The organism is Prevotella fusca JCM 17724 (assembly GCF_001262015.1).
Taxonomy (GTDB): Bacteria; Bacteroidota; Bacteroidia; order Bacteroidales; family Bacteroidaceae; genus Prevotella; species Prevotella fusca.
Map to the genome: position 1 here is coordinate 20,997 of NZ_CP012074.1, position 13,548 is coordinate 34,544.

Sequence of the window (13,548 nt, forward strand, 5' to 3'; positions counted from 1 at the left end):
CAAGTTGTATCGGACAGCAATGGTTTCAGTCATTCCTACAACTGGTAACATGGTTTCTGACAATAAAAAAAAGACATTCATTGCTTTGCATTGTCTTTCATTTAGATTACCTTTGCACTAAGAATAAAGTAAACACAATGGATATACAGGAGATTTACAAGATTTACCAGAGCCATCCCGTCGTGACTACCGACAGCCGCAACTGCCCCGAAGGAAGTATCTTTGTTGCACTGAAGGGAGTATCATTCGATGGTAATAAGTTCGCTGAATCAGCCTTGGAGAAGGGCTGCAGCTATGCCATCATTGACGATAAGGAGTATGCAAAGGAGGGTGATGGTCGTTTCATCCTCGTTGATGATGCACTTGTTACATATAAGGAACTGGCACGTGAGCACCGTCGTCAGTTCTCAATCCCTGTGATTGGCATTACAGGAACAAACGGTAAGACTACGAGCAAGGAACTTATCTCTGCTGTATTGGCTGAGAAATTCAACGTACATCATACTGAGGCAAACTATAACAATGACGTGGGTGTACCCCGTACGTTGCTCGATATTCGCCCGGAGCATGATATAGCTGTTATCGAGATGGGTGCTTCGCATCCTGGTGACATTGAGAAACTTGTTACGTATGCAGAGCCTACCTGTGGATTGATTACCAATGTCGGACGTGCACACTTGCAGGGGTTTGGCAGCTTCGAGGGTGTAAAGCAGACGAAGGGCGAACTCTATGATTTCCTTAAAGCCCATGGCAGTCTGCTATTCCTCAATGAGAGTAATCCTGACTTGACAGAGATGGCAGAGCAGCGGGAATTCGACCGTGTCATAACTTATGGACAGGACGATACGGCTGACGTGCAGGGTAATTTTGTAAGTTGTGCGCCATGCTTGAAGTTTGAGTGGCAGTCATCATCCCTCACCACCCATCATCCCTCACCCACCACCTACGAAGTCCAGACCCATCTTATCGGTTCTTATAACTTGGATAATATGCTGGCAGCCATTGCCATCGGTCTGCACTTCGGTGTAACGCCGCAGCAAATCAATCATGCCTTGGAGAATTATATCCCTCATAACAACCGTTCACAGCTGACTGAGACGGCGCATAACAAGCTCATTGTGGATGCCTACAATGCCAATCCTTCCAGTATGGCAGCAGCGATTGAGAACTTCCAGCTGATGCAGGTGGAGAACAAGATGGCGATTCTCGGTGATATGCGGGAGCTTGGAGAAGCGTCTGGTGAAGAGCATCAGAAGGTTGTCGAGCTGTTGAAAGCTACTGATATTCATAATGTATGGCTTGTCGGTGAGGAGTTTGGCAAGACCCGAACCGACTTCCGTAAGTTCCGTGATATAGAAGAAGTGAAGGCGGAGATAGCCCGTCAGCGTCCTGATGACCATTACATCCTGATAAAAGGAAGCAACGGCATAAAACTCTTTGAGCTGCCAGCCATCCTTTAAAGGAAAAGAAAAAAGAACACAAAACCTTACGTTAGTTCCGAAAAAATAACTATCTTTGCACTCGCTTACATAGCAATCGGGATGTAGCGCAGTTGGTAGCGCACTACGTTCGGGACGTAGGGGTCGCCAGTTCGAGTCCGGTCATCCCGACAGAAAAAGGGAAGAAACCATGCGGTTTCTTCCCTTTTTAGTTTTATAGAAGCTATCAGCCCCATAAGGATTATTAGGCTAATAAGGCTAATAAGGCTGGTTACTTCCTTAGCTTTTCCCTACAATCTTCAAGAATTGCCAGCAGTTCTTCCATCTTCGTTGCACGCAGCATGGAGATGCGTGTCTGCTTGAAATCGGGGATTCCCTTGAAGATGGGCGATGCTGCCAGATGTCGGCGCGTATGCAGAATGCCACGGTATTCGTCAATACGCTCCACGTTGATGCGCAGCATCTCTTCGAGAATATCTATCTTGTCATCTAACGTGAGCTGCTTCTCACCTTGATTGAACAGCCACGGACAACCGAAGGTAGCACGACCTATCATCACAGCATCAACGCCATAGCGGTCGAACTTCTCATGTGCCTGTTCAATACTTGTCACGTCACCGTTGCCGATAATCGGGATATGAATGCGTGGATTGTTCTTTACTTCACCTATCAATGTCCAGTCAGCTTCGCCCGTGTACATCTGTGAACGGGTACGCCCGTGGATAGTCAATGCCTGTATGCCACAGTCTTGCAGCTGCTCGGCAAGGTCAGTAATAATCAGGTTGTCGTTATCCCAACCTAATCGGGTCTTCACCGTGACAGGTGTGTTGACAGCCTTCACCACCTCTCGTGTGATTTCAAGCAGCAGTGGGATGTTCTTCAACATACCAGAGCCGGCACCCTTGTTTGCCACTTTCTTCACCGGACAGCCAAAGTTTATATCTATCACATCGGGCTTTACCTGTTCAACAATCTTGGCTGCTTCAACCATTGAAGCCACATCCCTGCCGTATATCTGTATGCCTACAGGACGCTCGCTGTCGTCAATGACTATCTTTGAAAGCGTTGACTTGATACTGCGGATGACTGCATCAGCCGATACAAACTCCGTATATACCATTGCAGCACCGAAGCGTTTGCACATCTTTCGGAAGCCAATATCCGTCACATCCTCCATCGGAGCCAAGAACAACGGGCGTTCCCCTAAATCTATTGTTCCTATTTTCATGGGTGCAAAGGTAAGGAAAATGCTTTGAATAGTAAATAGGTAAGAGGGTGAAAAAGTAAAAGGAAGGGAAAGAAAAGGAGTGTTTTTCATTCTTAAATATTTTGTAGTACACGAAAGTTATGCTATTTTTGCAATATAAAGTTCACGTATTATGGCTGATCAATACAAAATACCCTATTTGAACGCTGTTATCAGAACGTTTGGTAACCGCTTTGACTTGACTGTACAGCAGGCTTTCCGCTATCTTCATAACTTTAAGGGAATACGTTTTCTTTTAGAGTATTATGACGTGGAACATACGTTGTCTATAGAAGATACGGTAGACGACCTTATCAAAGTCTGTCAAAAGAATGGAGGAGAATTGGCATGAAACTCTATCATGGTACTAATACGGATTTTTCAGAGATTGATCTTACAAAGTCTTTCCCTCTCAAAGATTTCGGTCAAGGCTTTTATTTGACGACAATACGTGAGCAGGCTGAACGAATGGCGAAAAGAAAACGGGAAGCATTAGGGGGTAAAGCCATTGTACAAGAGTATGAATTTGATGAGAGTGCCTTGCATAAAGGTGATTTGAAAACTCTCGTTTTTGAAGGTACTACCCCTGAATGGGCAACATTCATCTTTAACAATAGGTCAAGAAGTAAGAACTATCATCATGATTACGATATCGTTGTTGGACCTATAGCAGATGATGGAGTTGCCTTTCTTATTAATCAATACACGACAGGAGCAGTCACTTTAGCACAGTTTACTCGGATGCTCAAGTTTAAGAAACTCAGTAATCAGTATTTTTTCGGAACTGAAAAGGCTGTAAAACAATTAAGGAGAATAAAGTAATGACTCAGCAAGAGAGATTTAATCACCTTGTCAATTTTACTATTGATGAGCTGACAACTTATCTTATAGAAGACTATCATTTGGATACGGCAGAAGCATTAAATATTGTCTATTCTTCAAAGACACTTGAACTTCTGCAGAACAAACGGACCGGACTTTATGACCAAAGTCCTGGTTATGTGTATCATTTGCTCAAACATGAATATAAGACAGGGCAGTTACCACAAGTTAACTGATCGTCATAAAAACTAATATTTAAGTTTCCTCCACAATCATTTTTGCAACCCAGTTGCAAAACATAATCTTTATCTTTGCAGCAGATTATTAATGCAGTAACAGGTTTTGGATTATGAAGAAGAAACTTTTAAGAATCATTCTCACGGCTGTACTCCTCACAGGAGCATGGCTGGTGGAGCATTACGCAGCACTTCCCATGTGGCAGGTGCTGCTTGTTTATTTGGTTCCCTATCTGGTTATCAGCTATGATGTGCTGGGCGAAGCGGTTGAGGGAATCATGGAGGGCGACCCCTTTGATGAGAACTTCCTCATGAGCCTTGCCACTATCGGTGCTCTGCTCATCGGTTTCCTGCCTGGTGCCGAACCACAGTTTATCGAGGGCGTGTTCGTGATGTTGTTTTTCCAAGTGGGCGAACTCTTTGAGCACTATGCAGAGGACAAGGCGCGCGACTCCATCTCTGAGCTGATGGATATTCGTCCCGATGTAGCCTTTGTAGATCGGAACGGAAACGTGGAGAGCGTAAGTCCGGAAGAAGTGAACATCGGTGAGATGCTCATAGTAAAGCCCGGAGAGAAGATTCCTTTGGACGGAACGGTGCTTGAGGGAACGTCCAGCCTTAATACCGTAGCCCTGACAGGGGAGAGCATGCCACGTGATGTAACCACTGGAATGGAAGTTATCTCTGGCTGTGTCAATCTTTCGGGGGTGTTGAAGGTACGTGTAGACAAACCTTTCAGCGAGTCTACAGCCGCAAAGATTATCAAACTCGTTGAAGATGCAGGCGAAAACAAGTCACGTGGCGAGTCGTTTATCCGTCGTTTTGCACGTGTCTATACGCCCATTGTGGTCATTTCGGCACTTGCCCTGGCAGTCATCCCTCCTTTCTTCTATGATAGTTACGCACCGGCTTTCGGTGTCTGGCTATATCGTGCATTGACATTCTTAGTCGTAAGCTGCCCCTGTGCGCTTGTCATCTCCATCCCACTCACCTTCTTTGCCGGTATCGGCGGAGCTTCCCACAAGGGTGTACTCATCAAGGGCGGAAACTATATGGATGCCTTGGCAAAGCTCTCTACGGTGGTATTTGATAAGACAGGAACGCTGACACGTGGAACTTTTGATGTTGAGGCTGTTCACCCTGAGGTCCTTTCTGAGCAGGAGCTGCTTCACTTGGCAGCCCATGTGGAACGTTTCTCAACCCATCCTATTGCGCTTGCCCTCCGCACGGCTTACGCTGATGAGAAGGATAATTGCACAGTGGAAAACATACAGGAAACAGCCGGACAGGGTATCACTGCCACCATTAATGGTAGGACGGTAAGCGTTGGCAACGACCGTCTGATGGCAACTCTCGGTATCACATTGCCTGTTTGCAAACGCTGTGTAAGCCATACAGGCACCACGGTTCACGTAGCTGTCAATGGCGAATACGCAGGTCATGTTGTTATCTCTGACCATTTGAAGGCTGATGCTGCCAGCGCTGTTGAGCGCCTGAAGCAGTTGGGTGTCACCAAGACCGTTATGCTGACCGGCGACAAGAGGGAAGTTGCTGAGCAGATTGCCGAACAGACAAAGGTGACGGAATACCATGCCGAACTGCTCCCTGCGGACAAGGTAAGCCACGTTGAACGCCTCATTGCTGAGAAGAAGAGCGACGGTGCCGTAGCCTTCGTCGGGGATGGAATCAATGATGCACCTGTGTTGGCACGTGCTGATGTGGGTATTGCTATGGGTGCATTGGGCAGCGATGCAGCCATTGAAGCAGCCGATGTGGTATTGATGGATGACAAACCTTCAAAGATTGCGCTTGCCATTGAGCTCTCACGTCGTACAATCTTTATAGCGAAAGAGAACGCATGGTTTGCTATCGGTATTAAAGTTGCCGTCCTTCTCCTTGCCACCTTTGGAATGGCAAGCATGGGATTAGCCGTCTTTGCCGATGTTGGTGTGATGGTTCTTGCCGTTCTTAATGCGATGAGAGCAAGGTAAGAATAAGCTGTTTCCGAATTATTTTCATGAAAAAAAATATTTCTTTTCACGAAGAAAAATATTTATTTTCATGAAAATAATTTCTTTTTTTCATGAAAGTAATTCGGTATCTGTCTCAAAGTAGCGATGTAAATACCTTTTTTAGTATTATGGAAAGCAAGTTTTGATAAAACAAGAGAGTGTTTTATCTTTTGATGATAGATGGCTTTTCATTCTTAAACAATGTTACAGTCTTGTGCTTTTACGATAAAAATAATTACGGAGAAAGCTAAATGAGAAAACTTTTGTGTAAGTTTGCAGTGTCGAAGTGATAGTTATGCAGATACGACTTGTTCTGTTTTTCTTGTGGCTTTTGCTGCCATTCTCGTCAGTTCAGGCACAGAAAGTGCTGGTATGTGACGGGGCTACGCACTTTCCGATACGTGATGTGTTGGTCAGTGTGGATGGGAAGAATGTGGGACTTACTACGTGGAAAGGATACATTAATCTGCCTGATTCATTCCAGGCAGCTACCTTCAAAAAGAAAGGATATGCGCCAGAGAAACTCTTGCGTGACGAGGTGTTGCGTGATACCGTCTTTCTCTTTCCTGCCGAACATTATCTTGATGAGGTTGTGGTGATAGGAAAACAGGTTGTTGACGGGCGTGAACTGTTGAAGAAGATGCCGAAGCGAGACATCTTGGAAAAGAAGCCAGCCCATTCTCTTCAAGAGTTTGATTTTGGGCTTATGCTTGATAAGCGGTTACGCAGAGATCGTAAGCACGTGGAGAAGCTACGTGAAGTTTTCAAGAAAATGGATGGCTTGGACGATAAGGAAGATCCTATCCTCAAGGCTTATCGGCTGACACAACAGGAATTAAAAGCTGATTCTATTCAGAAAAAGAATGAACTGAAAGAGCCGAAAAAATAGCCTTTAATGTAAATATATGTTAAATATAGGGTTATTAAAGCAATCTTTATGTATAGTTTACTTGACTTTTGGGAAAGTAAGTATTACTTTTGTGGTGTGATAGAAATTTTATCTTATTCATTAAAAAACTACTTTTATGAAAACAGATTATCTTTTGCCCCACATCTTCAGGAAGATTGGTTGGTTTGTTTTTATCCCTTGCTGGGTCATGATTATCGTTTCTTGGTTAGGTATTAATAACTGGTTTGATGATGATTGGCTGAGTTTTGTTACCTTGCATATAGGTAACTTGGGCTTTTTCACTCCTGAACAAGAAGGACATTCATTCCTCTATTTTGCACGGGAAGATATGTTCTCTGAAATCATCTACTGTCTGGCTTTTGTATCGCTATATATGATAGCATTTTCAAAGGAAAAAGTTGAGGATGAATTTGTTGAACATCTCCGTATGCGTTCATTGGTATGGGCACTGAAAGTAAACACGATTTTCTTCGTTATCTTTACGTGGTTCTGCTTTGGAATGGTTTATGTCACGTTGTTACTGCTTTCAATGTTCAGCATATTTCTGCTGTTTCACTTCCGTTTTCTTTATGAACTACATAGAAGGAGGATACATAATGAAGAATAGTATAAGAGTAGAACGGGCTGTCAAGCGTATGACCCAGGCGCAATTAGCTGAGCTTATAGGGGTGTCACGCCAGACGATAGTCGCTATCGAAAGCGAGAAGTATGTGCCGTCGACAGTTCTCAGTCTGAAGATTGCACGTGTTTTCGATAAGCGTGTAGATGACATTTTTGAACTTGAGGAGAGCGATTAAAGCCCCCTGTTTATGAATTCTGATGCTATATTATAAGTAATCCTAAATCTGAATTCTTAGTTTTGAGTTTTGTACTAATATAAAAAAAGCCCGGTGCACAAGGTGAAGAAGATTCACACTTGTCGCATCGGGCCCAACATACACTCAGGTTGGAATGATTAATTTATCTTATATCACGCCACGGATCCGGTCGTCAAAGGCTGAAAGGGCAGCCTTAGCACCTTCTCCCATGGCAATTGTAATCTGTTTGTAAGGTACCGTTGTAACGTCACCGGCAGCATATACGCCACTCAGACTGGTACGATTGGTTGCGTCAACGATAATCTCATTACGTGGAGTAACCTCCACTTCGTCCTTGAAAGCATCGCTGTTTGGCGACAAGCCAATCTGAACAAAGACGCCATCTAAGGCAATTTCGCGCTCTTCGTCATTGGTGCGGTCCTTCACTCTGATACCCGATAACTTCTGACCATCACCCAAGAGGGCTGTTGTCTGGGTAGAAAGGAACACCTCAACATTAGGCAGACTGGTCACTTTCTGCTGCAGAACCTCATCGGCACGCATAGCATCAGCGAACTCAAGAACCGTCACGTGGCGACAGATGCCAGCCAAGTCGATGGCTGCTTCGATACCAGAATTACCACCACCGATGACTGCTACGTCCTTGCCTTTGTAGAAAGGGCCGTCGCAATGTGGGCAGAAATGCTCACCATGACCGATGTATTTGTCCTCATCTGGCAGACCAAGACGGCGCCAGCTTGCACCTGTTGCGATCACAACGGCTGGTGCGGTGAAGGTTTCGCCGCCACGGACAGAAACCGTCTTCACAGCCTCTTTCAGGTTGGTAGAAACGACCTTGCGGCTGTCGAACACGTCGATAGAATAGTCATTGATATGTGTGCGGAGGTCAGCAGCAAGCTGTATACCGGTTGTCTTTGTGACAGAGATAAGGTTCTCGATACCTGTCGTGTCGTTTACCTGTCCTCCGATGCGTTCAGCAACGATAGCTACGCGCAAGCCTTTGCGGGCAGAGTAGATGGCAGAAGATGCTCCGGCAGGACCACCACCGAGTACGATAACATCATATTCATGCACTGTCTGCACAGCATTCTCATCGTGGTTGGTGCCTACTTTGTCCTCTAATTCCTGCAGAAGGATGCCAAGGTCGCCACGACCCGTATGCAAAGGCTCCCCATTGACGTACACAGAAGGTACGCCCTGTATGTTCAAACGTTGTATCTCGTCCTGACATAGACCACCGTCAACCATCTCATTGCTGATATTTGGGTTGATGAGCGCCATCACGTTCAGTGCCTGAACAACGTCAGGACAGTTCGTACAGGTGAGAGAAACGTAGGTCTGAAGGTGGATTTCACCCTTCAGTGACTTGATACGTGCAGCTATCGCCTCGTCAGGAAGGTTCTTACCCTGTCCGTCAGTATTGAGGACAGCAAGGAGCAACGAGGTAAACTCGTGTCCGTTTGGTATACCACGGAAGCTGATACCAGTCTCTTCACCATTGCGAAGGATGCTGAATGAGAACTGTTCTCCTTCCTGATAGACAGTCTTGATTTTATCAGAAGTAGAGGCAAAGTCTTCTATGAAGGAAGAGAACTCTGCTGTATTCTCGTCATTACTGTTACGTATTACGCTGAGCGTTATGTCTGATGAAAGCGATGCGAACACGCCTTTCACCTGTTCGAGTATGTTTGAATCTAACATGGGGCTTGTAATTTTCTCTCTATATTATAAGAAAGTGGAGAGATGAAGTTCGAAGACTTATCTCTCCACCATAACCTATATGACACTTCTGTGTCTGTTGTTAATGATTCTAAGTCTTAGAGCTTACCAACGAGGTCGATGCTTGGCTTCAATGTCTCGCCACCCTTCTTCCACTTAGCTGGGCAAACCTCACCCTCGTGAGAAGCAACGAACAGAGCAGCCTCAACCTTACGAACGAGCTCATCAGCGTTACGACCGATGCTGTTGTCCTGGATTTCAGCAATCTTAACGAGACCCTCTGGGTTTACGAGGAATGTACCACGGTAAGCCAGACCCTCGTCCTCTTTGTAAACACCGAAGCCACGGCTCAATACGCCTGTTGGGTCAGCGAGCATAGAGTACTTGATCTTTCTGATTGTCTCAGAAGCGTCGTGCCATGCCTTGTGTACGAAGTGAGTATCAGTACTTACTGAGAATACCTCTACACCAAGACCCTTGAGCTGCTCGTACTTGTCAGCCAAATCCTCCAACTCTGTAGGACATACGAAAGTGAAGTCAGCTGGGTAGAAGAAGAAGAGTGCCCATTTGCCCTCGATATCCTTGCTTGAAACGGTCTTGAACTGTCCGTCCTGGAAAGCCTGAACGGTAAACTCTGGTGCGTGTGCATTGATAATTGGTTCCATATCTAACTTAAACTATTTATGTGATAAATTCTTTTTGTTTTGCAATGCAAAGGTAGTATTTGTAATTATTACAGCCAATAGGAAAAATCTATCAGGTGATTAATAAAATCTATCAAACTCGCTTTAGTCGTTGATTATCAGTGAAATAAGTGCTTCAGTCGGTCGGATTAAAAAGAATATACCAATGATAAAATTATTACCAGTGCCTTGTATAGCTACTGGAAATGCCTTGTAAAAGCATTGTGGACTACGAATGGCGCAAATGATACGAATTTTACGACCATTACAAACGCCTTGTACAACCATTACAAACGGCTTGTACAACGATTACAAACGCTTTGTAGTATTTATTTTATTGGCTTATGCGATACTTAATTATAGTGATTGAAGGCATAAGAACTCATCATAAAGAATGAAAAAGACCAGTATAAAGCATAAAAAACACTATGAGAACACGGCTATTCGGCTTTTTTTACTTATTTTTGCCATAGTCTACACATCGTATCAGAATAATGACACTACAACAACTTGAATATGTAATGGCTGTCTATCGGCTCAAACATTTTGCAAAGGCAGCCGATGATTGCAATGTCACACAACCGACACTTAGTTCGATGATTCAGAAACTTGAGGACGAATTAGGTGTGAAAATCTTTGACCGTAAACGGCAACCTATACAGCCCACAAAGGCAGGAATGAAGGTGATAGAGGAGGCTTGGAAAGTGCTTTCGAGAGCAAGAAAGCTCAAGCAGACCATTGATGAGGAGCGGCAGATGCTTACCGGGACTTTTGAAGTGGGCGTTCTGCCGACCATTGCACCATATCTTATTCCTCGTTTCTTCCCTCAGTTGATGAATGAACACCCGGAGATGGATGTGAGGGTCACGGAAATGAAGACGGAAGAGATGCGAAGGGCTCTCCGTAGGGGCGATATTGATGCTGGTATTCTGGCACGTGTTGACGGGCTGGAGGAGATGGAGTGCATGCCACTCTACCGTGAACAGTTCTTCGGCTATGTGGCAGAAGACGACCCGTTGTTTGATAAGGAGTTTATCCGTCCTGCTGACCTGTCGGGCGAGTACCTGTGGTTACTGGACGAGGGGCATTGTTTCCGTGACCAGCTTGTGAAGTTCTGCCAGCTGAAGTCGGCTGCACTGAGCAAGAAAAGCTATAACTTAGGGAGCATTGAGACCTTTATGCGGATTGTGGAGAATGGCAAGGGCGTGACCTTTATCCCACAGCTTGCGCTTTCACAGCTTACGAAGGAACAGCACCGTCTTGTCCGTCCTTTCGCTCATCCGATACCCTCCCGTGAGATTATCCTTATGACTTCACCCAGCTTCATCCGCCATACGCTGCTCCGTATGCTTGCCGATCGGATAAAGGAGTCATTGCCTGTGGAGTTCCAGTCTTGATGCTATCCACGGATGGCAGGATGTTTTCGTGATAGAAAAGACAAAAGGAACTGACCGTGTTCATGGTATGAAGTTCGGGCATGGATTCTCTTGAGGCTGCATGAAAGAATAATCCCCAGCTGCTGTTTTACGGCAACTGGGGAAAATGTTATCCCTAATCAATCTTACTAACAAAATGATAGAACCTGTGAACTAAAATTAAATTACATCTATATTCTAATGAGCTGTGTTTTATGGTATGTCCTGTAAGTTGCCTTCGTAGCTTTTATGACGTAGGTCTTGCAGAACGTATATTAAGTTAGGTGTTTAAAGTAAAACACATGTATGTATCTTTTTTTGTTTTCTTTCTTGCTTTACCAATATCTCCAAGCTGTCATACTGAATGGAAAACAGGTATGAAGATATTGGCTGTTAACGATGACGACCTACTTAGTAGATAACAACTGCAGGGTTAGAAACGTCGGTAGCAGCATTCTGCTTTACCTTGTACTCATCACATGCCCAGTTATAGTTTCCTTCAGTTACGTCGCGGGTGTACTCTGTGATACAGTTAGGGTCAGCTGCCCAGTACTGCTTGACAGTCTTGCCTCCCATCACCTTCTGTGGTGTCTTGTCATCAGGATTGAGGATGAGCTTCAGACCCACTGAAGTGTTCATCATCTCCATGTCGCCACGGCTGTTGCCTGCTGCGAAGAGCGGACGGGTCTTGATGAAGGTTCTTACCACCTCAGCCTTGCCCTCGTCCTGTGGTGAAGGGAATACAATCTGGTCGGTAACAACGCCGCCCATTGTAACGAGTGACTTCACACCAATCACACGGTCCTCCTGGAATCCAAGCTCCTCAACGCAGAAACGCTGGTAGAGCAACTCCGGAGAAGCTGAGATAACCCATGTCTCGAAACCATAGTTGCGGAGATTGGCAAGCAGGGCTTTCATCTGAGGATAGAACTTGTTTTGATACTTCTCGTGGAAGCAATCGTCGCCAATGCGCTGTACCTCCTCTGGAGTAAGACCGCTGAGGAACTTGATACGGTCGCGCTCACGGCTGATGGCATCCTCTTTGATCATCTTGTCAACCAGCTTGAACTTCTCAACTGACTTGGCGTCCTTCTTGCCTGCATAGTTGCGGCGGGCATATTCGTAGAGAGCTTCCTCTGCGAGATAGTAAGGAACCTGACCGAAGAGAGTACCGTCACAATCGAATACGGCAACCTTGCGGATGTTCATTGAGATGGTTGACTGGAGGAAAGCCTCGAGTTTTGCATTGGTAGCATCAGTGAAACCTACGATTTTCTGATACTTGTAGGTCTGTGCTGAAAGCTGCATTGCACCGATGAAAAGGAATACGGCTACAAGCTGAATGGTTCTTTTAAAAGTCTTCATAATAGAATTATTTTTTTAGTTTAATTTGTTTTTACTGTTTGGGAATTATATCTGCAGAAGTAATGCACCGCACCATCCTGCTATGAGACCGCCAACCATAGGACCGAGAACAGGCACCCATGAGTAAGCCCAGTCATTGTCGCCCTTCATGCAGATGGCGTGGGCGATGCGTGGTGACAGGTCGCGGGCAGGGTTCATGGCGTATCCCGTAGGACCTCCGAGCGACATGCCGAGTGCAATAATCAGCAATGTTACAGGGATAGGACCAAGGGCTGCAAGACCGAACTTGAAGTGTTTCGGGTCACAGCAGTTGCCCTTTGTGCTGAAACTGATGATGATAAAGACAAGTGCCAGGGTGGCAATCACTTCACAGAGGAAGTTCAGACTATAGTTGCGGATGGCAGGAGCTGTGCAGAATGTGCCGAGCTTTGCCGTGTCGTTATCGGTAGCATCGTAGTGGTCTTTGTAGAAAATCCACACGAGGATGCCACCCAGGACTCCGCCAATCATCTGTCCGGCGGCATAGACGGGCACTGAACTCCATGGGAACATGCCTGCTGCTGCCAAGCCGGCTGATACGGCTGGATTGAGATGGGCACCAGTATAAGGACCTGCAACAAGCACACCCATACATACTGCGAGACCCCATGCAATGGTGATGACAATCCATCCCGAATTCTGTCCTTTACTCTTGTTCAGCGTTACACAAGCACATACACCATCTCCGAAAAGTACCAGAATCAGTGTTCCTAATAGTTCCATGAAGAACTGTGTTGTCATTGAATATTCCATAAGGATTGAATGATGGTTGTTATTGTATGGTTGCTGTCCGATAAACTTTGATAGGTAATTGGCGAAGCAAGCCCCTGATCAAAGATGTTCA

General features: G+C 45.4%; 14 protein-coding genes and 1 tRNA gene. 10 read left to right on the forward strand and 5 right to left on the reverse strand.

Annotated features, from left to right (window positions below):
* Positions 1–137: 137 nt before the first annotated feature.
* Together ADJ77_RS00080 and ADJ77_RS00085 are read left to right on the forward strand one after the other, a co-directional pair.
* A complete protein-coding gene (locus tag ADJ77_RS00080) occupies positions 138–1,460 on the forward strand; it encodes a UDP-N-acetylmuramoyl-tripeptide--D-alanyl-D-alanine ligase (RefSeq protein ID WP_050695892.1) in 1,323 nt (440 codons plus the stop codon).
* Between the two features lie 77 nt (positions 1,461–1,537).
* Positions 1,538–1,610, forward strand: a tRNA-Pro gene (locus ADJ77_RS00085).
* A 100-nt stretch (positions 1,611–1,710) separates the two neighbouring features.
* On the opposite strand, the gene dusB is transcribed toward ADJ77_RS00085, so the two are convergent.
* Positions 1,711–2,667: a tRNA dihydrouridine synthase DusB gene (gene dusB, locus ADJ77_RS00090; RefSeq protein ID WP_025077796.1), complete on the reverse strand. Its 957-nt coding sequence runs from the start codon at positions 2,665–2,667 to the stop codon at positions 1,711–1,713.
* 151 nt (positions 2,668–2,818) lie between these two features.
* Here dusB and ADJ77_RS00095 point away from each other — a divergent pair, with 151 nt between their 5' ends.
* The 7 genes from ADJ77_RS00095 to ADJ77_RS00125 all read left to right on the forward strand — a co-directional run bounded on the left by ADJ77_RS00095 (position 2,819) and on the right by ADJ77_RS00125 (position 7,462).
* Positions 2,819–3,037: a DUF3791 domain-containing protein gene (locus tag ADJ77_RS00095; RefSeq protein ID WP_025077797.1), complete on the forward strand. Its 219-nt coding sequence runs from the start codon at positions 2,819–2,821 to the stop codon at positions 3,035–3,037.
* Complete coding sequence (locus ADJ77_RS00100; protein ID WP_025077798.1) at positions 3,034–3,507, forward strand: DUF3990 domain-containing protein; 474 nt, start codon at positions 3,034–3,036, stop codon at positions 3,505–3,507. Before ADJ77_RS00095 ends, ADJ77_RS00100 begins: the two co-directional genes overlap by 4 nt.
* Complete coding sequence (locus tag ADJ77_RS00105; protein WP_025077799.1) at positions 3,507–3,743, forward strand: hypothetical protein; 237 nt, start codon at positions 3,507–3,509, stop codon at positions 3,741–3,743. Before ADJ77_RS00100 ends, ADJ77_RS00105 begins: the two co-directional genes overlap by 1 nt.
* 113 nt (positions 3,744–3,856) lie before the next feature.
* Positions 3,857–5,734 carry a heavy metal translocating P-type ATPase gene (locus ADJ77_RS00110; protein ID WP_050695893.1) on the forward strand — a complete coding sequence of 626 codons (1,878 nt, stop codon included), beginning with the start codon at positions 3,857–3,859 and terminating at the stop codon, positions 5,732–5,734.
* Between the two features lie 316 nt (positions 5,735–6,050).
* A complete protein-coding gene (locus ADJ77_RS00115; RefSeq protein WP_025077800.1) occupies positions 6,051–6,644 on the forward strand; it encodes a hypothetical protein in 594 nt (197 codons plus the stop codon).
* Between the two features lie 136 nt (positions 6,645–6,780).
* Positions 6,781–7,272 (forward strand): hypothetical protein, encoded by a 492-nt coding sequence (locus ADJ77_RS00120; RefSeq protein WP_025077801.1) that lies wholly within the window; start codon positions 6,781–6,783, stop codon positions 7,270–7,272.
* Positions 7,262–7,462, forward strand: coding sequence for a helix-turn-helix transcriptional regulator (locus tag ADJ77_RS00125; protein WP_025077802.1), 201 nt, complete (start codon positions 7,262–7,264; stop codon positions 7,460–7,462). The genes ADJ77_RS00120 and ADJ77_RS00125 overlap by 11 nt, the downstream gene beginning before the upstream one ends.
* Positions 7,463–7,630: 168 nt before the next feature.
* On the opposite strand, the gene ahpF is transcribed toward ADJ77_RS00125, so the two are convergent.
* Together ahpF and ahpC are read right to left on the reverse strand one after the other, a co-directional pair.
* Positions 7,631–9,184, reverse strand: a complete 1,554-nt coding sequence (ahpF, locus tag ADJ77_RS00130) for an alkyl hydroperoxide reductase subunit F (RefSeq protein ID WP_025077803.1) — start codon at positions 9,182–9,184, stop codon at positions 7,631–7,633.
* Between the two features lie 116 nt (positions 9,185–9,300).
* On the reverse strand, positions 9,301–9,867 hold the full coding sequence (gene ahpC, locus ADJ77_RS00135) for an alkyl hydroperoxide reductase subunit C (protein WP_025077804.1): 567 nt from the start codon (positions 9,865–9,867) through the stop codon (positions 9,301–9,303).
* A 512-nt stretch (positions 9,868–10,379) separates the two neighbouring features.
* Here ahpC and ADJ77_RS00140 point away from each other — a divergent pair.
* Entirely contained in the window at positions 10,380–11,282 is a 903-nt protein-coding gene (locus tag ADJ77_RS00140; RefSeq protein ID WP_025077805.1) for a hydrogen peroxide-inducible genes activator, read from the forward strand.
* A gap of 429 nt (positions 11,283–11,711) precedes the next feature.
* Here ADJ77_RS00140 and ADJ77_RS00145 read toward each other — a convergent pair whose 3' ends face one another.
* Together ADJ77_RS00145 and ADJ77_RS00150 are read right to left on the reverse strand one after the other, a co-directional pair.
* Positions 11,712–12,665 (reverse strand): HAD family hydrolase, encoded by a 954-nt coding sequence (locus tag ADJ77_RS00145; RefSeq protein ID WP_025077806.1) that lies wholly within the window; start codon positions 12,663–12,665, stop codon positions 11,712–11,714.
* Positions 12,666–12,710: 45 nt separating this feature from the next.
* A complete protein-coding gene (locus ADJ77_RS00150) occupies positions 12,711–13,457 on the reverse strand; it encodes an MIP/aquaporin family protein (RefSeq protein ID WP_025077807.1) in 747 nt (248 codons plus the stop codon).
* Positions 13,458–13,548: the final 91 nt, after the last annotated feature.